Raw genomic sequence first — 21,299 nt, forward strand, 5'->3', positions numbered from 1 at the left:
TAAAAATGATCTTCACCCAGGAACACGAAGCACTGCGCCGCACGGTCCGCCAATTTGTCGACCACGAGATCAATCCGCATGTGGACGAGTGGGAAAAGGCCGGGCGTTTTCCGATCCACGAGATCTTCCGCAAGGCCGGCGAACTCGGCTTGCTGGGCATTTCCAAACCGGCGAAATTCGGCGGGATGGGTCTCGATTACAGCTATTCGATCGTGGCTGCCGAGGAGTTCGGCACCATTCATTGCGGCGGCATCCCGATGTCCATCGGCGTGCAGACCGACATGTGCACACCGGCCCTGGCGCGCTTCGGTTCCGATGCATTGCGTGAAGAGTTCCTGCGCCCAGCCATCAGCGGCGAGCAGGTCGGTTGCATCGGCGTGTCGGAAGTTGGCGCCGGTTCCGACGTGGCCGGGCTGAAAACCACCGCGCGCAAGGATGGCGATGATTATGTGATCAACGGCAGCAAAATGTGGATCACCAATTCACCGAGCGCCGATTTCATCTGCCTGCTGGCCAATACGTCGGACGACAAACCGCACGTCAACAAGTCGCTGATCATGGTGCCGATGACCACACCGGGGATCAGTCTCAGCCCGCACCTGGACAAGCTCGGCATGCGCAGTTCGGAAACCGCCCAAGTGTTTTTCGACGACGTGCGCGTGCCGCAGCGTCATCGCATCGGCCACGAAGGCGCCGGGTTCATGATGCAGATGCTGCAGTTCCAGGAGGAACGTTTGTTCGGCGCGGCGAACATGATCAAGGGCCTGGAATACTGCATCGACAGCACCATCGAATACTGCAAGGAGCGCAAAACCTTCGGCACTGCGCTGATCGACAATCAGGTCATCCACTTCCGTCTCGCCGAACTGCAAACCGAAATCGAATGCCTGCGTGCGCTGGTCTATCAGGCGACCGAGCAATACATCAAAGGTCAGGACGTCACCCGTCTGGCGTCGATGGCCAAACTCAAGGCCGGGCGGCTGGGCCGTGAGGTCAGCGACAGTTGCCTGCAATACTGGGGCGGCATGGGTTTCATGTGGGACAACCCGGTGGCCCGGGCGTATCGCGACGTGCGACTGGTGTCGATTGGCGGCGGCGCGGACGAAATCATGCTGGGCATCATCTGCAAACTGATGGGTATCTTGCCGGGGAAAAAGAAATGAGCGCCCTGCCGGTTTGCCAGACCTTGTTGCTCGAACTGCACAACGGCGTGCTGCACATCACGCTCAACCGACCGCAAAGCCGTAACGCCATGAGTTTGCAAATGGTCGCGGAACTCAGGTCGGTGCTGGCGAGCGTGGCCGATGACCGCCGCGTTCGGGCCTTGGTGATCGGTGGAGCCGACGGGCACTTTTGCGCCGGTGGCGACATCAGGGACATGGTCGAGGCCCGCGCTCAAGGCGCTTCGGCGTACCGCGACCTGAATCGCGCATTTGGCGCGTTGCTGCAACAAGTGCAGCACACACCGCAGGTGGTGATCACGGTGTTGCAAGGCGCGGTGTTGGGCGGCGGTCTGGGCCTGGCCTGCGTCAGTGATGTGGCCCTCGCCGATCACCAGGCGCAATTCGGTCTGCCGGAAACCAGCCTTGGTTTGCTGCCCGCGCAGATCGCGCCGTTCGTGGTACAGCGCATCGGCCTGACCCACGCACGGCGTCTGGCCCTGACGGCAGCGCGCTTCGATGGCCGACACGCCCGGCAGATTGGCCTGGTGCACTTTGTCGAGCATGACGCGCAAGCCTTGGCCGAACGCCTCGATGAGGTCCTGGCGCATGTGTTGTGCTGCGCGCCCGAGGCGAATGCGCGAACCAAAAAAATCTTGCTGGCCAGCGCGGGACAGCCGTCCGACGCCTTGCTTGATGAAGCTGCGACAGGATTCAGCGAAGCGGTGACGGGCGTGGAAGGAATCGAGGGGACGATGGCGTTCATGCAAAAGCGTAAGCCGGGGTGGGCCTCTTAAAAGCTTCGCGAGCCATCGCATTCACCGCACAACTTGAGAGAAGATCCATGCCCGGACTCAGCAAAATCCTGATCGCCAACCGCGGGGAGATCGCCTGCCGCATCCAGCGCACCGCGCAAGCTCTGGGCTACCGCACCGTCGCCGTCTTCAGCGACGCCGACGCCGAGGCGCTGCACGTACAGATCGCCGATGAAGCCGTCAACATCGGTCCGGCTGCCGTGCAGCTTTCCTACCTGAACATTCCGGGCATCCTCGACGCCGCCCGGCGCACCGGCGCTGACGCGATTCATCCCGGTTACGGCTTCCTCTCGGAAAACCCGGAATTCGCCCTCGCCTGCCAGCACGCCGGCCTCACTTTCATCGGCCCGAGCCCCGAGGCGATCAAACTGATGGGCAGCAAACGCCTGTCGAAACTGGCCATGCTCGAAGCAGGCGTGCCCTGCATCAAAGGCTATCAGGGCGCCAAACAGGACGACGCGACACTGAGCCGCGAGGCCGAGCGCATCGGCTTTCCTCTGATGATCAAAGCCAGTTCCGGCGGCGGCGGACGCGGCATGCGCCTGGTGCACCATGCCGACGATCTGCTCGAACAGCTACGTACCGCCCGCTCCGAAGCGCTGCATGGTTTCGGCAACGATGAATTGATTCTCGAACAAGCCTTGATCGATCCGCGTCACGTCGAAGTGCAATTGTTCGGCGATCACCACGGCAATCTGATCTACCTCGGCGAGCGCGACTGTTCAATTCAGCGCCGGCATCAGAAAGTCATCGAGGAAGCGCCCTGCCCCATCATGACCGCCGACTTGCGCCAGGCCATGGGCGAGGCGGCCCTTAAAGCCGGGCGTGCGGTGAATTATGTCGGCGCGGGCACCGTGGAATTTTTGCTGGATGCGCAAGGGCAATTTTACTTTCTGGAAATGAACACCCGCCTGCAGGTGGAGCACCCGGTGACGGAGCTGATCACCGGTCTCGATCTGGTGGCCTGGCAGCTGCTGGTGGCCGAAGGGTTGCCACTGCCACTGAGTCAGGCGCAGGTGCAACTCAACGGCCACGCCATGGAAGTGCGCCTGTATGCCGAAGATCCGGCTCGGCAATTCCTGCCGCAAACCGGTCGGATCGCTGCGTGGCAACCCGCACTGCAAGAGGGCGTGCGGATCGATCATGGTCTGATCGAGGGCCAGTCCATCAGCCCGTTCTACGACCCCATGCTGGGCAAGATCATCGCCCACGGCGCAACACGCGAAGAGGCCCGCCGCAAGTTGCTGCGGGCGGTGCAGGACAGTGTACTGTTCGGCGTGCAGAGCAATCAGCGCTTGCTGGCCGGGCTGCTCGACCATCCACAATTCCTCGAAGGCGAGTTCAGCACCGGGTTCATCCCAGCCTGGTTCGGCGACCACCCTTGCCTGCAACCGCACCTGCCCCACGCCAAGGAGCTGGCGATTGCGGCAGCCTTGTTTTATCAAGCGGCCACCCTCTCGCATCCCGTCGCGCTCGCGGGCTGGCGGAACAACGCCAGCGTGCCGCTGAACTATCGCATCGGCCTGGAGGACCAGGAATGGCCAGTGCTACTGCAGACCGTGCGCGGTGAACCTTATCAAATCGACGTGGCCGAGCAGGTGTTTCAGCTGAACGTTTTAGCGTGCGACGGCCGCTGGGCGACGCTGGAGATTGATGGCATTCGCCAGCGTTACGCCTTTCAACTTGAGGCCGGGCAACTCTGGTTATGGACGCGCCCGGGCGGCCTGCACCTGCTGGATCGCACCCAGACCTTGATCGGCGGCGCCACGCGCGTCACTTCCGGCACGCTCAAGGCGCCCATGGACGGGGCCATCGTTGATGTACTGGTCGCCGAAGGCACACGGGTCAACAAAGGCCAACTGCTGGTGGTACTTGAGGCCATGAAGATGGAGCATCCGCTGAAGTCCGGCATCGACGGTGTGCTCAAGCGCTTGCAGGTGCAAGTCGGTGACCAGGTAAAAAATCGTCAGATTTTGCTGGAGGTCGAATAAGCCGCTAGGCGTATCCGCCGGGTTTGGCTACGCTCAAGGCCTATCAGGACGCGGATATCAGGAACCCTGCAATGCCTCACTGGCTGGTCATTGATCTGGAAGCCACCACCGATGAGGGTGGCTGGCCGGTTACGGAAATGGAGATCATCGAAATCGGTGCAACGCTCGTGGACCGCCAAGGCCACGAACTGGACCATTTCCAGCGCTTTGTGCGGCCTTCGCGCCGCCCCTTGCTGACATCGTTTTGCCGGGAGTTGACGCACATTACCCAAGCCAGTATCGACACCGCCGAATCGCTAATTCAGGTGTGGCCGGCCTTCGAACGCTGGCTCGGTCAGCATCATGCACGCCTGGAGGGCTGGGCCAGTTGGGGCGACTACGATCGCCAGCAACTGGTGCAGGAATGGCAGCGCCTGCAACTCGTTAGCGTCTTGAGCCGGGTGCCGCACATGAACCTCAAGCAGCGCTTTGCCAAGGCGCGGCGTCTGGAACGACCGCTTGGGCTCAACGGCGCGTTGCAACTGGCGGGCATGCAGTTCAGCGGTCAGCAACACCGGGCACTGGAAGACGCACGCAATACGGCACGTTTGTTGCCGCTGGTCCTGCCGATTTAGACAGGTGACGGCGCCAGGGCCGTTGGGCATACTGGCCGGCCCTTTTCAGTCCTTTTCGAGGCACCGCCCATGTTTAAAGTCAACGAGTACTTCGACGGCACCGTCAAGTCGATCGCCTTTGGCACCGCTGAAGGTCCGGCGACCATCGGCGTCATGGCTCCGGGTGAGTACGAATTCGGCACCAGCCAGCGTGAAATCATGCATGTAGTGACTGGCGCGCTGACCGTGAAGCTGCCTGACAGCACTGACTGGGAAACCTTCAACGCCGGCAGCCAGTTCAACGTGCCTGCCAACAGCAAGTTTCAGCTGAAAGTGGCCGTCGATACCGCCTACCTGTGCGAGTACCGCGGCTGACCCCGGTTCATCGCGCAAAAAAAATGCCCGTGTCCAGCGACACGGGCATTTTTCATTCGGGCGGGCTTATTCCAGGATCGTCACCGGCATCCCCACTTCGAGCCGGCCAAAGCCATCGTTGACCAGATTCTGGCCGAACATCGCGCCGTCTTCCTGCGCACGGTATTTCTGCAAAGTCGCCAGCGGCTCACGATCGGCACTGCGCTCCCCGGTTTGCGGATCCACAGTGGTCAGAATGCAGCGCGTGCAGGGCTTGACCACGCGAAACTCGACATCGCCGATACGGATGCGCTTCCAGCCATCTTCGGCAAACGCCTCGCTGCCCTCGATCACCAGATTCGGTCGGAATCGCAACATTTCGAGCGGGCGTCCGACTTTTTGCGACAAGTCTTGCAGCGAACCCTGGCCGATCAGCAACAGCGGGAAGCCATCAGCGAACGCCACTTGATCATCGTCGTTGCCATACCCGGCCTGAGTCATGCGCGCACGCTCAAGCGGTATCTGTACCAGACGGGTTGGCTTGCCGATGAACTCGCTGACCCACGCGCCGGCCACATCGCCGGCATCCGGCACGCGCAGGCTGTCGCGAAATATCGTCACGCCGCGCAGTTCGGCATCAGCAGTCGGCAGCGCGATATCGATCGCGCTGTGGCCCGGCGCACTGAGGGTGAGGCCACCCTCGGCATTCCACACCGCTGACAATTGGCTCATCCGGCCGACCACGCGCTGGCTCAGAAATCGTCCGCTGGCCTCGTCCACCAGCATCCAGCGTCGATCCCCGTCCAGCCCCAGTTTGTCCAGGCTGATCTGCTGCAGCGCCTCGGCCTTGCAGGACTTCAACGGATAACGATAAAGCGCGCTAAGACGCATGGCCAGCTTCCTGGTGAATAAAAACGCCACCCTATACGAGCCTGATCGATGAATCAAAGGCTGACGTCATGCCAGCCGTAGCGAGCGCCGTCAGGCCGGGACTTCGTCGAGCATCAGCCGCTGACGCACCACATCGACGAGTTTGTCCGGCTGGAATTTCGAGAGGAAATTGTCGCAGCCGACTTTCTTCACCATCGAGTCGTTGAAGCTGCCCGACAGTGAGGTGTGCAACACCACATAGAGTCCGCGCAGACGCGGGTCGTTACGGATTTCGGTGGTCAGGCGGTAACCGTCCATCTCCGGCATTTCCGCGTCGGTGAACACCATCAGCAACTTGTCGGTCATGTTGACGCCAGTGTCGGCCCAGGCCTTGAGCATGTTCAACGCTTTAAGACCGTCACTGGCCACGTGCATTTTCACGCCCAACTGGCCGAGGGTGTCGCGCAATTGCGAGAGCGCCACCTTGGAATCGTCGACCAGTAACACCTCGCGGCCACGGGCGCGTTCAAGGATCGGATCGTCGAGTTTTTCACGGCTGACTTTGGCGTTATACGGGACGATTTCGGCAAGGACTTTTTCGACGTCGATGATCTCCACCAGTTGGTCCTCGACCTTGCTGATGGCAGTCAGATAATGCTGGCGACCGGCACTGGTCGGTGGCGGCAGGATGGCTTCCCAGTTCATGTTGACGATGCGGTCGACACCACCGACCAGGAATGCCTGCACCGAGCGGTTGTACTCGGTGACGATGATCGTACTGGTCGGGCTCGGCACCAGCGGACGCATGCCGATTGCCTGCGAAAGGTCGATCACCGGCAATGTCTGGCCCCGCAGGTTGACCACTCCGCAGACAAATGGATGGCGCTGCGGCATCAAAGTCAATTTGGGCAGCTGCAAGACTTCCTGGACTTTGAATACGTTGATTGCAAACAGTTGCCGCCCGGCCAGACGAAACATGAGAATTTCCAGGCGATTCTCACCCACCAGTTGTGTGCGTTGATCTACTGTGTCGAGAATGCCGGCCATCAATGACTCCTGGGCTTGTTCTGATGAATTCACTAAAGAGTGTTATCGGCTGTGGGCGCAGGACCTTGACCTGTGGATAATGCCGACCGCCGGCATTGATGCCACATTAACATCATGGTTTACTGGCCCCCAGCATTCTCTGCACCTCACCCACGGGCGCGACCGCAACTTGCGCACCAGGTTCCCCTGCGTAAGGGATTCCCTTAGCCCCCATCAGGCCCAACCTGATATTCGCAATATCCAATAGCCATTAATGTGACGCCATTCTCATTGCATGAACGGAGTCAGGCTTTTGTGTGCGTTCTCAGATCAGCGGCCATCCGCCCTCTTGAATCATTCCACTCGCATTGAGGGCGAGCGTAGCGCCCTTACACAAAAGCACCGCAACCCATGCATTCCGATCGATGACATCCCCTCATTTGGCATGACGTTATGGAGACAAACATGACGAACGATCGTAAAGAGTGGACCAGACGACTTCCGCAATTTCTCGTCGAAGCGGAATGCCTCTTGGCCAAATCGGAAGAATGCCTGAGCCATTTGCAGTTGATCAGCAATGACAAGGACGCGATCGACTGTATTTTGAGCACGCTGCTCAAACTGGCCAGCAAGGCAGATGCCCTCGCCCTGGCTGCCGTATCGGAGTTTTCGCTGCATATCCACGGCTTGTTGAACCATGCCCAGCATCATGCCGACCTGCATGATCAAGTACTGATCGCGCTGAAAGACTGCTTTACCCTTATGGCGTGGCAACTGGAACTGATCGATCCGCAGACCGGCAAACTCGCCCTCGATAACAGCGAGCAGACCTCTTTGATCGAGGCCCTCGCCTTTCATGTCGGTCACGACCCCTTTCCACTTCCCGTCAATACAAAACCGTTCATGCACATTTCCTACCTCGAACGACAGGCATAGCCAACTCAAAAACAATGCACACTCCTCCAACCGCGAGGGTGTGCACTTGCGCAAGTTGAGCTGTATGGGTCGCGCACTGCACAACTGTTTACAACAACTCGACATAAGTACCCTGCGACTCCAAACACTTCATCGCGCAGCGAACACCCGGCCACGCTAATTCCGGGGGGATTTCGTGGCTTGCCAGACGCGACCAACGCAAACCGAGGTGTTACCATGCCGACCGTTAGTTGACGTCAATTTTCAGCACCGCGACTCAGACAGAGACCCGTCATGTCGCATGACGGGTTTGCCCGCAGCGAACATCCATTGGCTCCATCCGCTATGTACGCCAGCCTCAAGTCAATCACCACGTGGTCACCTTCACGATGCAACGCGCGTCGGCTCACGCTGTTGCTGTGCACCTGCTCGGCACTTGGCAGCGCGCTTGTCTACAGTCTGTCCGTGCCACTACCATCAGGCCTGATGGCCATCAACCTCGCAGCGCTCGCTTGTGTCTGGCTGCAGCATCACCTCTCCCGTCAATCCATAAAATTCGAACCCCAGGAGCTGGCCGCCCGATTGTTGAAGGTCCAGGAAAACGAACGCCATCGGCTCAGCCGGGAACTGCACGACGACATTGGCCAGCTATTGACCGCGGCCAGACTTCAAAGCGACTGGCTGAGACGCCGCATTCCCGCAGAACTGCAGGAACACGGCGAACTGCTCAGCGCAACGCTGGAGGAAACCCTGACCAAAGTTCGTGATGTGTCAGCCATCCTGAATCCGCGGCAACTGGCCAGCCTCGGTCTGGAAGCCAGCTTGCGGGCTCACCTCGTCAAGACCATGGCCGATACGTCCATGCACTGGAGCCTGGAATGCCAGTCCCGTCTGACCGGAATCCCTGAGGAAATGGCGGTGGCGGCTTTTCGAATTACCCAGGAAGCCGTCACCAACATCCTGCGACATGCCCAGGCCAGAAATCTTCTGGTCCGCCTGCGACGTCTGCCTCAGGGCTTGACGCTGCTCATCAGCGACGACGGCGTCGGCTTTGCTCCGGCAATCGATCCGGGACGCGAGGGGCAGCGCGGCATGGCAGGCATGTCGGAACGGGCCGCCCAACTGGGCGGCACCCTGACCGTCACCAGCGAACCGGGCCAAGGCACTCAAATCGAAGCGCTCTTTCCCTGGGCGCCGCGCGCGCTCGAACGAGCCAGTACGAATAAGGTCATGCGTTGATTTGTAACTTGCTTCTGGTGGATGACCACTCGCTGATCAGGGCCGGCGTGCGTGCCCTGGTGCTGGATATCCCGGGCTACGCGGTCATCGGCGAAGCCAGTGACGGTTCGCAGCTGCTGGAAATGGTCGAGCAGCTGTCTCCGGATATCGTGTTGCTGGACATCTCCATGAAGGAAACCGGCGGTATCGAGGCGTTGCAGCGACTCAGACGAGTATGCCCGCAGAGTAAAGTGCTGATTCTGTCGATGCACACCGACCCGGCAATGATCATGCAGGCGCTGGAATCCGGCGCTCATGGCTATCTGCTAAAGGACACCACGGCCACCGAACTCGAACAGGCCCTCGAAGCGTTGCGCAACAACGAACGTTATTTGAGCCCGGCCATCGCTCACACGGTCATCAACCAGGCACTGAGCCGTCAACAGCAACATTTGCAGGAACCGGCAGAGGCGCACAATCTGACTGCACGACAGCTGGAAATCCTCCGGCTGATCGTGCGCGGAAAATCCACCCGGGAAATCGCCAACGGCCTGGGCCTGAGCATCAAGACAGTCGAAACCCACCGCTCGCAGATCATGAAGCGTCTGCAGATTTATGACGTGGCGGGCCTGGTGCTGTTCGCGGTGCGCGAGCAGATCATCAGTCTGGACGACTGACCACCGGGGAAGCGCTCAGCAGCGGCGATTCCTCGGGCAAATGCACGCGCAGTGCCGCCGGGCGCGCCGAAAAACGCAAGCTTTCGCCCTCCAGCGGTTCACCATCGAGATTGATATAAAGGCCTTCAGCGACCTTCAGCTCAACCCAGGGCAGACGCGCGCGCACGAACATGTTGTCGATCCCGAAGCCGTCCGTCAGCAAGTCACGCAAGGTCCCGACCAGCTCCTGCGGTGCCGGCAGAATGCTGATATCCAGCAAGCCGTCATCCGCCAGGGCGTCCGGGCACAGCACATGTCCCCCGCCAGCCTGTCGGCCATTGCCGATGCCGAGCGCGAGCAATTCGCCGCTCCACTGGAAGTCAGGCCCCTGCAGCTCGCCATAAGCGGCGTGCAATTCACTGAACCGCGACAGGCCGGTGAACAAATACGCAGCGCCGCCAAGTACCTTTTTCAAGTCCTCGGAGGTGTTTGCCGTCACCTGGCTACCGAAGCCACCCGTGGCCATGTTCAAGAACACTTGCCCACCGACTTCGCCCAGATCAATCGCCCGGGGCGACACATCCAGAAGATCGAGTGCCTGATCCGGCTCCAGCGGCACGCCGGCAGCCCGCGCGAAATCGTTGGCGGTGCCCAGGGGCATCAGCACAAGGCTGGCTTGCGTAGAATGCGCAGCCATGGCCTCGGCAATGTCGCGCAGGGTGCCGTCGCCCCCGCCGGCGATAATCTGCGTATACCCTGCCGCCAGCGCTTCATCCACCAACCGCTGGGCGTCACCACCCTCCCAGGTCACCCGCACCGCCAGCTCCCAGCCTTGGGCGCGTTTGCCCTCGACGGCCGCGCGGACCTCTTCGTTGAGCGCTTGCTTACCGTGCAGAATCAACAACGCCTTGCGTTCGCTCATTTTGGTCACTCCCCTGATCAATCCCGTATGAGGCATGTGGACCTCGTATAAGCCTGTAAAAGTCTCGGCAAGTTAAATTATTTCCGATCATGGGACTTTGGGTCCTACACGGCGGGATTTTTTCCTACAAAAGCTGAGGAATCGGCTCAATTGACCCGCTCGGCTTATTGGTTCACTTTGCGTCTATGGTTTATCGATCATCAACAGGAAATACAGGGACGTATTATGCACAGCCAGCACACCAGGCAACCGGGCTCGCCGGTCGCTCCGCTCGCAGAACGAAGGGCCAACTACAAATCCGAATGCCGTCTCTGCGCCAAAAACACTGGAGAAGCTGAAATGGAACCACGCGTTGTCGAACTGGAAACTCATCTCAAGTACATTCGCAGGGACATGGAGGAAATCCGCAGCGACGTCAGATCCATCAAACACCGGCTCGCCTACGCCGCAGGCGGAACAGCCGTGGTCATAGGGCTTTTGGGCTGGATTGCGAACAGTCGATTCGACCAGATGGTGGCACTCCTCGCTCGTTGAATAACGGCCCAAATGCACAAGAACCCGGCGTGCCAGACCGGGTAGGGGGAAATGTGAAAAAACGAAATCAGTTCAGCACTTCGCTCAGCGGTATGAACATGACGTTTTCTCCGGTCAATAGCGTACGACCCTCCCGCACTTCAACCAGACCATCTGCCCAGGCCGCACTGCGCAGTACGCTGGAACTCTGGTTTTTATAAACGATCGCCTGCCCTTCCTCCAGGCGCCCGCGCAGATATTCGCGCCGGTTACCTGCTTTCAGCCAGTCAAAACCTGCAGGCACGGCAAACTTCAAAGGCTCGACGTTCTGAACGCCTTGGCGGCGCAAAAGATAGGGCCTTGCGAGCAGCGCGAAAGTCACCAGGGTCGAGGCCGGATTGCCGGGCAAACCAATCACGGGCACCCCACGAAAATGCCCGAATGTCAGCGGTTTCCCTGGCTTGATGGCGAGCTTCCACAACGTCAACTCCCCCTCTTCCCGCAGCGCGATACCCAGAAAGTCCGCCTCCCCCACCGAAACGCCTCCGGTCGACAGGATCAGATCTACATCTTTCAACTCGCCAAGACGCACGCGAGTGGTCGTCAGATCATCGGCCAGAATACCGCCGTCGATCACTTCACAACCCATGCGTTGCAACCAACTGCAGAGCAGCATCCGATTGCTGTTGTAGATTTGCCCAGGGCCGAGTGCGGTTCCTGGCTCGACCAGCTCATCACCCGTGGACAGCACGGCGACGCGGACGCGGCGTATCACATCCAGCTCGGCGCAACCCAAAGAGGCGGCGAGGCCCTGTTCGATCGGTCCCAGTCGCGTACCGGCGGGAAGAACCCGCTCACCTACCGTGGTTTCCTGCCCGCGAGGACGGATATTCTGGCCCGGGCTCAACGCTTGCGTGAATAGAATCCGTTGATCCGTCCGGATGACGACGTTTTCCTGCATCTCGACGCAATCGGCGCCTTCGGGAACCGGAGCACCCGTGAATATTCGCGCGCAGGTGCCGGGTTCCAGGGGCTGCGGAGCAGTGCCGGCAAACACTTTTTGGCTGACCACCAACGGCTCTCCCGTCCAGTCAGCCGCGCGCAAGGCGTAGCCGTCCATGGCGCTGTTGGGCCACGGCGGCAGATCCAGCGTCGAGATCAGATCGTCGGCCAGCACGCGGCCGTGAACCTGCGCCAGCGGCAGGCGTTCACGTTCCTTGATTGGCGTGGCGTCGGCCATTTTCAGCAAACGCGCCAGCGCCACTTCGACGGCCATCAAGCTGCCGGTCTTGCCCGGCTTACCCGCGGGATTCACAAGGGGTCGCCTGCTTCAAATGGGCCACGAAATTGCACGGACGGTGCCGTGAATCCAGTTGCTCGCCGAGAATGCCGTCCCAGCCGGTACGTACCGCATTGGTCGAGCCCGGCAAGCAGCAGACCAACGTGCCATTGGCCAATCCGGCCAACGCGCGAGACTGGACCGTTGAGGTGCCGATATCGGCCACTGAAATCTGCCGGAACAGTTCGCCGAAACCATCAACCTGCTTGTCCAGCAGGCAGCTTACCGCCTCGGGCGTGCTGTCGCGTCCCGTGAAGCCTGTACCGCCCGTGATCAATACAACCTGCACGACATCGTCGGCAATCCAGCTGGCAACTTGCGCGCGAATTTTGTAGAGGTCATCTTTGAGCAGCACCCGCGCCGCCAGGTGGTGGCCAGCTGCGCTCAAACGATCGACGAAAACCTGGCCCGAGGTATCGGTGTCCAGAGTACGGGTGTCGCTGACAGTCAGCACAGCAATGTTGAGCGGTGCAAAAGGTACTTCAGCCTTGGCGTTCATAGGCTCGTCCAGTTGTAGGATAAACAGCCCGGTGTTATATCACAGCGCCCCATTTTTTTGCCGCCCCATGGAGACCGACCATGACCTTGAACACATATTTGCCACCGTGTTCCATTCTGCTCCTGGCAGGTGGCCGTGGCCAACGCATGGGGGGCCAGGACAAGGGTTTGCTGGAGTGGCAGGGCGAACCGCTGATTGCACACCTGCATCGCAAAACTCGCTCGCTCAGCGACGATCTGATCATTTCCTGCAACAGGAACGTTGAGCGCTATGCACCTTACGCCGACCAACTGGTGCATGACGACCAGGGCGATTTTCCCGGTCCACTGGCCGGTATTCGTGCGGGGCTGAAAGCCGCTCGGCACGCGTTCCTCCTGGTGCTGCCGTGCGACGTGCCGCGCATCGATGCGGCACTGCTGCGAAGCCTGCGCGAGACAGCCTGCGCGCAGCCGGAAAGACCGGTGATGGTACGCCATGGAGAACATTGGGAACCCCTGCTCTGCCTCATTCCGGTTGCCTTGTGTGAGGTGTTCGAAAATGCCTGGAATGCCGGAGAGCGCAGTCCCGGACGGATCATGCGAACACTGAACGCCAGCGCCCTGCAATGCCCCGACAATGACCCACGTTTAGCCAACCTGAACACACCGCAATTGTTAAGTGCACACAACACCGTGTCAGATTGACACTAGCCAAGGAACTTGCGCGCGTTGTATACGTCTCAAGGTCAGTAACCAAAGATTTCTTATCGGAGACACACCATGACTCAACGGACCCTCGCCACTTTCATGCTCGCACTGGGCCTCGCTACCCTCGCCGGTTGCGCATCGCCTACCGTGATCACCTTGAATGATGGTCGCGAAATCCAGGCCGTCGACACGCCTAAATTTGACGAAGACGCTGGTTTCTACGAGTTCGAACAACTGGACGGCAAAGAGACCCGCGTTAACAAGGATCAGGTTCGCACGGTCAAAGAGCTGTAATTTGTCGTCGTGACAACGGATGTAGAGAAGCCCGCTTCAGGCGGGCTTTTTTGTGTCTGATTGGCGTCACCACTGCAATGTGATGGTGCTCTCGAAGGCCCTTTCCTGACCGGTCACCGGATCCACAAATCGAAGACCTTGGGCAAGCAGTTTCAACGGATTGGCGTAGTCGTCATCAGCATCCTTGAGCACGTGCGGATAAAACGGGTCGTTACAAATGCCCGCGCCGAGCGCCGCCATGTGTACTCGCAACTGATGCTTTTTGCCCGTCACCGGGTAAAGCGCATAACGCCACAGATCACCGTGTTTTTCCGTGACATCGACTGTCGTCTCGGTATTACCGGCGCCCGCCCCTTCCTGCATGCGAAAGAACGGCACGCCTTCCACGAGCCGGCTTTTGTGCACCCGGGGGAACGTAAGATCCGGCAACGCGGGGGCTATAGCCTCGTAACGTTTTTCGATCTGCCGCGCAGGAAACAACGATTGATACGCTGAACGGGTTTGCGGGTTAGCCGAAAAGAGGACCAGCCCGGCGGTATGCCGATCAATACGATGCAGCGGTACCAGATGCGGATTGTCGAGACGCCGAATGAGGCGTCGCAACAATGTCTGCTCCACGTATTCGCCCGCTGGCGTCACTGGCAGAAAGTGCGGCTTGTCGACCACCACCAGATGCTCATCCGCATACAGAATGGACTCGATAACGGGAATAGGTTTTTCATCGCGCACCTCACGAAAATAATGAATGCGCAGGCCTTCCTTGTACGCAAGATCAATAGTGATCGGTACGCCCTGCCCGTCCAGCACCCGACCCCGGGCAATCCGGTCGAGCCATTGTTGCCGGTCGATGGCACTGAAGTGCTCACACAGGCAATCGAGCACCGTTCGCCACGATCCGGGCGGCAAATACAGTGTGCTCGCCTGACTCTGTGCAGCGGAAAAAGATGAAGTGGACATTCCAGCGATAACCCCTCAATGCAGGGCGGCATTATCCAGCAGAGCCCGACGCGAACCCAGGAGAGATTCGCTCAGGCCGTTATGGGCTGCGTTCGCGCCGCGGCTTCAGTGAACTCCTTGAGCCAGCGCAACACATCGACCGCCTCCCAGCGACCCGGATCGTAAAGCGCATACAACAGACCCTGATAGCCCACGACATCCAGCTGCCGGTGATAACCCGCACGCTGAAACAACGCTTCAATTTCGGCGAAACAGGTATTGAAATGCAGTTTGTTGAAAGGGGTTTTTCCTTCCGTAACCAGGCCATCCAGCCGTAGCTCGTGCACAGCCTCGCGCACCACGTCTACCGGCATCCGGTTAACGCTGTTCTTCAACTGTTCGACATTGACCACAATCCATCCCTCTGCTTCGGGATCGCCTGCCAACCCCGCGGTCAACGCGCTGAGCCAGACAATCAGAATAACTGTACGAACATACAGTAACCGAATAAGGGGACTTTCGCCAATGCATCAGGCGGTGAGTGCGACGGATGGATTGCGAGAAAACGCCCGTTCAGCGCAAAAACGCCACGACTTGCTCTCCATCAAACGGCCAGTCCAGTTCCGCGCCGGTATCGACCCGCCGCAGGACCGGGATACGCAAACCGTAGTCTTCGACCCAGTCTTCCTGATCGGCGATATCAACCAGCTCGACGAGCAGACCATGCTCGACGAACTCCATCAGCATGGCTTCGGCGAGTTCACAAAGATGGCAACCCAAGGTGCCGAACAGCTGACATTCAGGAGGCATGACCACAAGACCCGAGAAAATAGATGCTTAGTTTAGGCCTGCGCTGAAAGCCCGTCGAGGTGCTCGCCAGGCAATCAGTCAACGATTGATGTCGACACTTTGCCGCAAACTCCTGACGTAAATCATCCAGGCAAAACGCCGCTTGAGCCATGCTCGCAACCCATTACGTTCTACCCTTGGGTAGTCCGATTCCTGAACTGGAGATGGTGTGTTTGCCAACCTGCTGATCATTCTCGCCTCATCTCTGGTGGTGATTGCCCTGTTCCAGCGCCTGCGCCTGCCACCCGTGCTGGGCTATTTGTGCGTGGGGCTGATGATCGGACCGACCGCCTTCAACTGGGTCAACGAAAACGAAGACCTGCCCGACCTCGCCGAACTGGGTGTGGTGTTTCTGTTGTTTACTCTGGGGCTGGAGTTTTCCCTGTCGAAGATGATCGCGCTGCGCAAAGTCGTGTTTCGACTGGGCATCCTGCAGGTGCTGACCACAGGGGCGATTCTGGCCGGGGTGATGGTGTGGCTGGGCATGCCGACCTCGTCTGCGTTGCTGCTCGGCGCCGGCCTGGCGCTTTCTTCCACCGCAATTGTGAGCAAGGAGCTGGGCAGTCTTGGCGAAATTTTCAGCAGCCACGGCCAGAACGCAATTGCAGTGCTGCTGTTTCAGGACGTCGTTGCTGTCCTGTTGCTGACGCTGGTGCCGGTGTTCGCCGGTAGCAGCGACCAGGTCTGGTACTGGACGCTGCCGCTGACGTTGGGAAAAACGGTGCTGTTGTTCATCGGTCTGCTGGCGGCCAGCCGCTGGTTACTGCCACGCCTGTTTCATGAAGTGGCGGCGGCCCGCTCTGCCGAACTGTTTGTTCTGCTGGCGCTGGTGATTGTCTTGTTGACAGCCTGGCTGACTCACCTGACAGGCCTCTCGCCCGCGCTGGGTGCATTCCTTGCGGGCATGTTGCTCGGCGAGAGTCACTACCGACATCAAATCGAGGCCGACATTCGCCCGTTCCGCGACATTTTCCTGGGCGTGTTTTTCGTCAGTATCGGCATGCTGATCGATGTGCAGGTGTTCGTCAGTCACAGCCTGCTGATCCTCGTTCTGACCCTGGGTTTGCTGCTGATCAAAGGTTGCGTCGTGGCGCTATTGGTCAAGGGTCGTGGCAGCGACATCGAAACCGCATGGCGCAGCGGTCTGGCGCTGGCCCAGGGCGGCGAGTTCTGTTTTGCACTCATGGCGCAGATGCAACAGAACAACATGATGCCGGCTGACTTCAGTGGACCGCTGCTGGCCGCTACGTTCTGCTCGATGCTGTTGACACCCCTACTGCTGCGCGCCGCGCCAGGCATTGCCATGCGTTTGCACCGCAAGCCCAACGAAGAAGCCAAGCTTGAGCAAATCAGCGCGCTCAATGCTGATCTGACCCATCACGTGGTGATCTGTGGCTACGGTCGCGTAGGCCAGTCCATCGGTCGCTTCTTGCGCCACGAAAATCAGCCATACCTTGCACTCGATAGCGATCCGGTACGGGTCCGGGAGGCAGCCATCGCCGAAACATGCGTGCATTATGGCGACTCCAGACGGGGTGAATTGCTGGTAGCGGTAGGATTGGAGCGTGCCCGCTTACTGGTGATCGCCGTCGACAATACTGATATCGCCCTGCTGATACTCAAGGAGGCACGCAGATGCAATCCGCAGGTGCCGATCCTCGTACGAACCCGCGACGACAGCCTGCTGGCTGAATTGAAAGCGGCGGGCGCCAGCGAAGTTGTGCCGGAATTGCTCGAGTCCAGCCTGATGCTCGCTTCCCATGCGCTGATCATGTTGGGGTTACCCGGTGACCAGGTACAGACCCGAGTGGACCAGGTGCGACGTGATCGATATCGCCTGTTGCACGGGTTTTACCCTGGCACCGATGACGAGGAAACCTGACTCCGCGCCAAGGTCGGGTTTTGGAGTGAATCCCTTACGCACAATCTTGTTGTTTGCGTTAAGGTTTTGCTTCCTTCACGCCCATCAACCGAGCACAGTCGCAGAATGAAGCACGCATTCATTGCATTGTTCATACCTCGGATTTTGTAATGAACCTTCAAGCAAGGCTCACACTCGAACGCAACAGACAGCCACTCACGGAGATCACCCATGGCCAGCATCAAGGCAACGACTGCTCAAGAAATCCTGATGAACGATTTTCAGACTCTGGTCAGCGACACCGAACGGTTGCTGGAACACACCAAAACCCTGGCTGGCGATCAGGCTGACGAGTTGCGTCAGCAGATCCACAACAGCCTGTTGCAGGCCCGCGAAACGTTGAAAATGACCGAAGAGTCCCTGCGCGAGAAAGGCATGGCAGCGGTCACCGCCACGGAAGATTATGTTCAGGCCAATCCTTGGCAGTCGGTAGGGATCGCGGCTGGCGTCGGATTCCTGATCGGCCTGCTGGCCACTCGGCGCTGATTATGGCAATCGGCGAATCCGGCCCGTCCGTAACGGGCCCAAGCTCCTCACCGCGGCGCCTGGGCGCCGCCTTCCTAGGGCTGTTACAAAGTCATGTCGAACTGTTCGGCATCGAGTTGCAGGAACAAAAAGCCCGCACCGTCAGCTTGCTGCTGTTTGCAGGTCTGGCGCTGGTCTTTGCATTGCTGTTGCTGGTGGGGCTGTCGACGCTTGTGCTAATCCTTTTCTGGGACACCTATCGTCTGCCCGCCATCATCGGACTCTGCGTGTTCTACACGCTCGCCTGTATTTTCTGCGCGATGCGTTTGAAAGCAGCGATTTTTGATGAGTCTTCGCCCTTCCACGGCACCCTGGAAGAACTGGCCAACGATCGGGAGCGCCTGCTGCCATGAAGCCGCCTGAAATGCCTCATAACAGCTCGCGCGCTGAAATGCGCAAAGCATTGATCCGCTTGCGTATGGAAATGCATCGGCAGGAAATCCGTCAGGAGTCCGCGCAGTTGCTGCAGCCATTGCACCGGGTGCGCGGCATGTCGCAAAACCTGCAAGCCGGTTTCGGTATCAAACATGCCCCGCTCTGGGGCATGGCGGCGGTCACGCTGCTGGGGTTTTTCACCGGCAAGGGCGCCAAGAGCGGTGGCCCCGGCAGTGTGACGCGGTTGGTACGCCTCGGCACCACGCTCGGCCCCTTGATCAAGCTCGTCATGCAGGGCTCCTCGCGAAAGCATTAAGCTACTATCTGGCTGCATTCTTGCACTAACAGGGTCTGAACTTCTTTATCGAGAGGTTCAGACCTGTGCGCCTACTCGCCTTCAGGTTCCTTCGAACAACAAGACCTTGCCAAGGAGGCCTCGTGATCGACGGGCTACCGCTCGCTTGCTTTCAGCCGTTCATCGATACCGCCACCGGCCGCATTGCCGGCGTCGAAGCACTGGGTCGACTGCGTGATGCCGACGGTCAACTGACCTTGGCAGGTCCGTTGTTTGACGATTCGTGAACACCCGCCATCGCTCTGCGCCGCCTTGATCGCCAGATCCGCGACAACGCACCAAGCCGTTTGCACGAAGCGCCGTCGGACTGGCTCCTCAGTTTGAACATGTCACCGCGATGGATCAGTCACTTACGCGAAGATCAGGCGCTGCCAAGCCTCAGACAAGTGAGCCGGCATGACGTTGATTCCAGGCGGCCGCATTGGGCGGTCCGAGCAGCGATGTACTTTTATCACCTGCTGGACGAGGGCTGGGATGAGCGCCGGCTGACGCTTTCCAACACCTGTCGCGATGCAACCAGTAACCAATACTGCCTTACCGCCGGACAATTTTTTGCCAATGGCGAGCGCCTGCTACTCATCGATATTGACGCCGCCGGCTTGTAGTTCCGCTTGCAGGCACCGGCGCGACACGGGAAGCTAGGCGATCAGCCCACTGACGGAGAGAATCAGCCTTGGATTGGCAAACCCTGCTCACCCGCGAACGCCTCGGAAAGCCTCTGCACAGCCCACAGGAACTCGGCCGCAGTCCTTTCCATAAAGACCATGACCGCATTATTTTCTCCGGGGCGTTTCGTCGCCTCGGCCGCAAGACCCAAGTGCATCCGGTCACCAGCAACGACCACATCCACACGCGCCTGACCCACTCGCTGGAAGTCAGCTGCGTGGGCCGATCGCTGGGGATGCGTGTCGGTGAAACCATCCGCAATGCCCTGCCCGACTGGTGCGAACCGAGCGACCTGGGCATGGTGGTGCAATCGGCTTGCCTGGCTCATGACATCGGCAACCCGCCATTCGGACATTCCGGCGAAGACGCCATACGCCACTGGTTCAAGCAGGCCGCCGGCCGTGGCTGGCTGGATGCGATGAGCGAAGTCGAACGCGAGGACTTCCTCAACTTCGAGGGCAATGCCCAAGGCTTCCGCGTTCTCACGCAGCTCGAATACCATCAGTTCGACGGCGGCACTCGTCTGACCTACGCCACTCTGGGTACCTATTTGAAATACCCATGGACCGCCAGGCACGCCGACTCGTTGGGTTACAAAAAGCACAAATTCGGCTGTTACCAGAGCGAGCTGCCCTTGCTGGAGCAAATCGCCCACAAACTCGGTTTGCCTCAACTTGAGGAGCAACGCTGGGCGCGCCATCCGCTGGTCTACCTGATGGAGGCAGCCGATGACATTTGCTACGCGCTGATCGACCTCGAAGACGGCCTGGAAATGGAATTGCTGGAATACGCCGAAGTCGAGTCTCTGCTGCTCGATCTGGTCGGCGATGATCTGCCGGAAACCTATCGCCAGCTCGGCCCACTGGATTCGCGTCGACGCAAGCTGGCAATTCTGCGCGGCAAGGCCATCGAGCACCTGACTAATGCGGCCGCGCGCGCGTTTGTCGAGCAACAGGAAGCATTGCTGGCGGGTACGCTGCATGGCGATCTCGTTGAGCACATGCATGGCCCGGCCAAACGCTGCGTGTTGAATGCCAAAGACATGGCCCGCAAAAAGATCTTTCAGGACAAGCGCAAGACCCTGCACGAGATCGGCGCCTACACCACGCTGGAAATCCTTCTCAATGCCTTCTGCGGCGCCGCACTTGAACAGCACAATGGACGCACGCCATCCTTCAAGAGTCGGCGCATTCTCGATCTTCTGGGAAACAATGCACCGCGACCCGACGGCCCCTTGCACACTTCGTTTCTGCGCATGATTGATTTCATCGCGGGCATGACCGACAGCTATGCCAGCGAAATGGCGCTGGAAATGACTGGCCGTTCGAGTTACTGAGATTCGGCTGATCAGCCTTGCGGTTTATTTAATGGCTGATCAGCCCTGCAGTGCAAATACTCGCAGCCTTCGCGGAATTGCCTTACACGCGCTGATGCAGTTTCTGATCGACAAGGTGAAAACACTCACTAAGCAGACATCCTCGCACTATTCGAAAGTTTGAATGTGAGCAGACCGTGATAATCATGTTGAAGGCACACTCTGACATTTTGAAATACTCCTACCCATATTAAAAAGTCCGGCCAAATGGAAAAGCTCATACACACCGTACTGCTCAGCATTCAGATAAGTGCAGTATTTGAAACATTCATAAACGGCATCCTGTGCAACAAACTGTTGGCGCCAGACTGTAGCCAACCCCGTTGAAACAATCCGTATTCCACGGACCATTCACCATCATCTTACAAAATATAAAAACTCGTTATCTGACTGAACCTGAAATACTTTCAACAGCTATTCGAAATTGACCTTGGCCAACACCAACT

The 21,299-nt window shown here is 59.0% G+C and carries 24 protein-coding genes and 1 pseudogene; 17 read left to right on the forward strand and 8 right to left on the reverse strand.

Going from position 1 to position 21,299, the window contains the following annotated elements; all coding sequences use genetic code 11:
- Positions 1-5: 5 nt before the first annotated feature.
- The 5 genes from atuD (at position 6) to ppnP (ending at position 4,934) form a co-directional block, all read left to right on the forward strand.
- Positions 6-1,163 carry a citronellyl-CoA dehydrogenase gene (gene atuD / locus ACYZT1_RS17575; protein WP_462015944.1) on the forward strand — a complete coding sequence of 386 codons (1,158 nt, stop codon included), beginning with the start codon at positions 6-8 and terminating at the stop codon, positions 1,161-1,163.
- On the forward strand, positions 1,160-1,957 hold the full coding sequence (locus ACYZT1_RS17580; protein ID WP_462015945.1) for an enoyl-CoA hydratase/isomerase family protein: 798 nt from the start codon (positions 1,160-1,162) through the stop codon (positions 1,955-1,957). The genes atuD and ACYZT1_RS17580 overlap by 4 nt, the downstream gene beginning before the upstream one ends.
- A gap of 47 nt (positions 1,958-2,004) precedes the next feature.
- Entirely contained in the window at positions 2,005-3,966 is a 1,962-nt protein-coding gene (locus ACYZT1_RS17585) for an acetyl/propionyl/methylcrotonyl-CoA carboxylase subunit alpha (protein ID WP_462015946.1), read from the forward strand.
- A gap of 71 nt (positions 3,967-4,037) precedes the next feature.
- Positions 4,038-4,580 carry a 3'-5' exonuclease gene (locus ACYZT1_RS17590; RefSeq protein ID WP_462015947.1) on the forward strand — a complete coding sequence of 181 codons (543 nt, stop codon included), beginning with the start codon at positions 4,038-4,040 and terminating at the stop codon, positions 4,578-4,580.
- A 69-nt stretch (positions 4,581-4,649) separates the two neighbouring features.
- Complete coding sequence (gene ppnP, locus ACYZT1_RS17595; RefSeq protein ID WP_462015948.1) at positions 4,650-4,934, forward strand: pyrimidine/purine nucleoside phosphorylase; 285 nt, start codon at positions 4,650-4,652, stop codon at positions 4,932-4,934.
- A 66-nt stretch (positions 4,935-5,000) separates the two neighbouring features.
- On the opposite strand, the gene ACYZT1_RS17600 is transcribed toward ppnP, so the two are convergent.
- Both ACYZT1_RS17600 and ACYZT1_RS17605 read right to left on the reverse strand, forming a co-directional pair.
- Complete coding sequence (locus ACYZT1_RS17600; RefSeq protein ID WP_462015949.1) at positions 5,001-5,804, reverse strand: MOSC domain-containing protein; 804 nt, start codon at positions 5,802-5,804, stop codon at positions 5,001-5,003.
- A 90-nt stretch (positions 5,805-5,894) separates the two neighbouring features.
- On the reverse strand, positions 5,895-6,830 hold the full coding sequence (locus ACYZT1_RS17605; RefSeq protein ID WP_462015950.1) for a chemotaxis protein CheV: 936 nt from the start codon (positions 6,828-6,830) through the stop codon (positions 5,895-5,897).
- A 444-nt stretch (positions 6,831-7,274) separates the two neighbouring features.
- On the opposite strand from ACYZT1_RS17605, the gene ACYZT1_RS17610 reads away from it, so the two are divergent.
- From ACYZT1_RS17610 to ACYZT1_RS17620, 3 genes are all read left to right on the forward strand, one after another.
- The gene (locus ACYZT1_RS17610) at positions 7,275-7,745 is read left to right on the forward strand and encodes a hypothetical protein (RefSeq protein WP_462015951.1); all 471 of its coding nucleotides are present in this window, start codon (positions 7,275-7,277) and stop codon (positions 7,743-7,745) included.
- A gap of 324 nt (positions 7,746-8,069) precedes the next feature.
- Positions 8,070-8,963, forward strand: coding sequence for a sensor histidine kinase (locus tag ACYZT1_RS17615; protein WP_462019273.1), 894 nt, complete (start codon positions 8,070-8,072; stop codon positions 8,961-8,963).
- On the forward strand, positions 8,960-9,619 hold the full coding sequence (locus ACYZT1_RS17620; RefSeq protein WP_462015952.1) for a response regulator: 660 nt from the start codon (positions 8,960-8,962) through the stop codon (positions 9,617-9,619). The genes ACYZT1_RS17615 and ACYZT1_RS17620 overlap by 4 nt, the downstream gene beginning before the upstream one ends.
- On the opposite strand, the gene yegS is transcribed toward ACYZT1_RS17620, so the two are convergent.
- Positions 9,603-10,520: a lipid kinase YegS gene (yegS, locus tag ACYZT1_RS17625; protein WP_462015953.1), complete on the reverse strand. Its 918-nt coding sequence runs from the start codon at positions 10,518-10,520 to the stop codon at positions 9,603-9,605. The genes ACYZT1_RS17620 and yegS overlap by 17 nt on opposite strands.
- Positions 10,521-10,745: 225 nt before the next feature.
- Between yegS and ACYZT1_RS17630 the strand changes: the two genes are divergently transcribed.
- Entirely contained in the window at positions 10,746-11,054 is a 309-nt protein-coding gene (locus tag ACYZT1_RS17630) for a hypothetical protein (protein WP_462019274.1), read from the forward strand.
- Positions 11,055-11,121: 67 nt separating this feature from the next.
- Here ACYZT1_RS17630 and ACYZT1_RS17635 read toward each other — a convergent pair whose 3' ends face one another.
- The gene (locus tag ACYZT1_RS17635; RefSeq protein ID WP_462015954.1) at positions 11,122-12,348 is read right to left on the reverse strand and encodes a molybdopterin molybdotransferase MoeA; all 1,227 of its coding nucleotides are present in this window, start codon (positions 12,346-12,348) and stop codon (positions 11,122-11,124) included.
- Positions 12,332-12,871, reverse strand: a complete 540-nt coding sequence (gene moaB / locus ACYZT1_RS17640) for a molybdenum cofactor biosynthesis protein B (protein ID WP_462015955.1) — start codon at positions 12,869-12,871, stop codon at positions 12,332-12,334. Before moaB ends, ACYZT1_RS17635 begins: the two co-directional genes overlap by 17 nt.
- Before the next feature lie 80 nt (positions 12,872-12,951).
- Here moaB and mobA point away from each other — a divergent pair, with 80 nt between their 5' ends.
- Positions 12,952-13,554, forward strand: coding sequence for a molybdenum cofactor guanylyltransferase MobA (gene mobA / locus ACYZT1_RS17645; protein WP_462015956.1), 603 nt, complete (start codon positions 12,952-12,954; stop codon positions 13,552-13,554).
- Between the two features lie 75 nt (positions 13,555-13,629).
- Positions 13,630-13,851 carry a YgdI/YgdR family lipoprotein gene (locus tag ACYZT1_RS17650; protein WP_462015957.1) on the forward strand — a complete coding sequence of 74 codons (222 nt, stop codon included), beginning with the start codon at positions 13,630-13,632 and terminating at the stop codon, positions 13,849-13,851.
- Between the two features lie 66 nt (positions 13,852-13,917).
- Here the strand turns inward: ACYZT1_RS17650 and ACYZT1_RS17655 are convergent, their stop codons facing one another.
- From ACYZT1_RS17655 to ACYZT1_RS17665, 3 genes are all read right to left on the reverse strand, one after another.
- The gene (locus ACYZT1_RS17655; protein ID WP_462015958.1) at positions 13,918-14,808 is read right to left on the reverse strand and encodes a pseudouridine synthase; all 891 of its coding nucleotides are present in this window, start codon (positions 14,806-14,808) and stop codon (positions 13,918-13,920) included.
- A 71-nt stretch (positions 14,809-14,879) separates the two neighbouring features.
- Complete coding sequence (locus tag ACYZT1_RS17660; RefSeq protein ID WP_462015959.1) at positions 14,880-15,200, reverse strand: transcriptional regulator; 321 nt, start codon at positions 15,198-15,200, stop codon at positions 14,880-14,882.
- A gap of 160 nt (positions 15,201-15,360) precedes the next feature.
- The gene (locus ACYZT1_RS17665; protein ID WP_462015960.1) at positions 15,361-15,597 is read right to left on the reverse strand and encodes a glutaredoxin family protein; all 237 of its coding nucleotides are present in this window, start codon (positions 15,595-15,597) and stop codon (positions 15,361-15,363) included.
- 208 nt (positions 15,598-15,805) lie between these two features.
- Here ACYZT1_RS17665 and ACYZT1_RS17670 point away from each other — a divergent pair, with 208 nt between their 5' ends.
- The 6 genes and pseudogenes from ACYZT1_RS17670 (at position 15,806) to ACYZT1_RS17695 (ending at position 20,814) form a co-directional block, all read left to right on the forward strand.
- Complete coding sequence (locus tag ACYZT1_RS17670) at positions 15,806-17,518, forward strand: cation:proton antiporter (protein WP_462015961.1); 1,713 nt, start codon at positions 15,806-15,808, stop codon at positions 17,516-17,518.
- Positions 17,519-17,728: 210 nt separating this feature from the next.
- Positions 17,729-18,043, forward strand: coding sequence for an ElaB/YgaM/YqjD family protein (locus ACYZT1_RS17675; RefSeq protein WP_462015962.1), 315 nt, complete (start codon positions 17,729-17,731; stop codon positions 18,041-18,043).
- 2 nt (positions 18,044-18,045) lie between these two features.
- Positions 18,046-18,435 (forward strand): phage holin family protein, encoded by a 390-nt coding sequence (locus tag ACYZT1_RS17680; RefSeq protein WP_462015963.1) that lies wholly within the window; start codon positions 18,046-18,048, stop codon positions 18,433-18,435.
- Positions 18,432-18,773, forward strand: coding sequence for a hypothetical protein (locus ACYZT1_RS17685; RefSeq protein WP_462015964.1), 342 nt, complete (start codon positions 18,432-18,434; stop codon positions 18,771-18,773). The genes ACYZT1_RS17680 and ACYZT1_RS17685 overlap by 4 nt, the downstream gene beginning before the upstream one ends.
- A gap of 122 nt (positions 18,774-18,895) precedes the next feature.
- Positions 18,896-19,417 (forward strand): annotated as a pseudogene (locus ACYZT1_RS17690) (EAL domain-containing protein).
- A 68-nt stretch (positions 19,418-19,485) separates the two neighbouring features.
- Positions 19,486-20,814, forward strand: coding sequence for a deoxyguanosinetriphosphate triphosphohydrolase (locus tag ACYZT1_RS17695; protein ID WP_462015965.1), 1,329 nt, complete (start codon positions 19,486-19,488; stop codon positions 20,812-20,814).
- Positions 20,815-21,299 lie beyond the last annotated feature (485 nt).

This window comes from Pseudomonas sp. PB3P13 (genome assembly GCF_054897735.1).

Bases quoted from the DNA above. Each gene is read 5' to 3' on its own strand.
- atuD (WP_462015944.1), top strand. From the start codon at position 6: ATGATCTTCACCCAGGAACACGAAGCACTGCGCCGCACGGTCCGCCAA.
- ACYZT1_RS17580 (WP_462015945.1), top strand. From the start codon at position 1,160: ATGAGCGCCCTGCCGGTTTGCCAGACCTTGTTGCTCGAACTGCACAAC.
- ACYZT1_RS17585 (WP_462015946.1), top strand. From the start codon at position 2,005: ATGCCCGGACTCAGCAAAATCCTGATCGCCAACCGCGGGGAGATCGCC.
- ACYZT1_RS17590 (WP_462015947.1), top strand. From the start codon at position 4,038: ATGCCTCACTGGCTGGTCATTGATCTGGAAGCCACCACCGATGAGGGT.
- ppnP (WP_462015948.1), top strand. From the start codon at position 4,650: ATGTTTAAAGTCAACGAGTACTTCGACGGCACCGTCAAGTCGATCGCC.
- ACYZT1_RS17600 (WP_462015949.1), bottom strand. From the start codon at position 5,804: ATGCGTCTTAGCGCGCTTTATCGTTATCCGTTGAAGTCCTGCAAGGCC.
- ACYZT1_RS17605 (WP_462015950.1), bottom strand. From the start codon at position 6,830: ATGGCCGGCATTCTCGACACAGTAGATCAACGCACACAACTGGTGGGT.
- ACYZT1_RS17610 (WP_462015951.1), top strand. From the start codon at position 7,275: ATGACGAACGATCGTAAAGAGTGGACCAGACGACTTCCGCAATTTCTC.
- ACYZT1_RS17615 (WP_462019273.1), top strand. From the start codon at position 8,070: ATGTACGCCAGCCTCAAGTCAATCACCACGTGGTCACCTTCACGATGC.
- yegS (WP_462015953.1), bottom strand. From the start codon at position 10,520: ATGAGCGAACGCAAGGCGTTGTTGATTCTGCACGGTAAGCAAGCGCTC.
- ACYZT1_RS17630 (WP_462019274.1), top strand. From the start codon at position 10,746: ATGCACAGCCAGCACACCAGGCAACCGGGCTCGCCGGTCGCTCCGCTC.
- moaB (WP_462015955.1), bottom strand. From the start codon at position 12,871: ATGAACGCCAAGGCTGAAGTACCTTTTGCACCGCTCAACATTGCTGTG.
- mobA (WP_462015956.1), top strand. From the start codon at position 12,952: ATGACCTTGAACACATATTTGCCACCGTGTTCCATTCTGCTCCTGGCA.
- ACYZT1_RS17650 (WP_462015957.1), top strand. From the start codon at position 13,630: ATGACTCAACGGACCCTCGCCACTTTCATGCTCGCACTGGGCCTCGCT.
- ACYZT1_RS17655 (WP_462015958.1), bottom strand. From the start codon at position 14,808: ATGTCCACTTCATCTTTTTCCGCTGCACAGAGTCAGGCGAGCACACTG.
- ACYZT1_RS17665 (WP_462015960.1), bottom strand. From the start codon at position 15,597: ATGCCTCCTGAATGTCAGCTGTTCGGCACCTTGGGTTGCCATCTTTGT.
- ACYZT1_RS17675 (WP_462015962.1), top strand. From the start codon at position 17,729: ATGGCCAGCATCAAGGCAACGACTGCTCAAGAAATCCTGATGAACGAT.
- ACYZT1_RS17680 (WP_462015963.1), top strand. From the start codon at position 18,046: ATGGCAATCGGCGAATCCGGCCCGTCCGTAACGGGCCCAAGCTCCTCA.
- ACYZT1_RS17685 (WP_462015964.1), top strand. From the start codon at position 18,432: ATGAAGCCGCCTGAAATGCCTCATAACAGCTCGCGCGCTGAAATGCGC.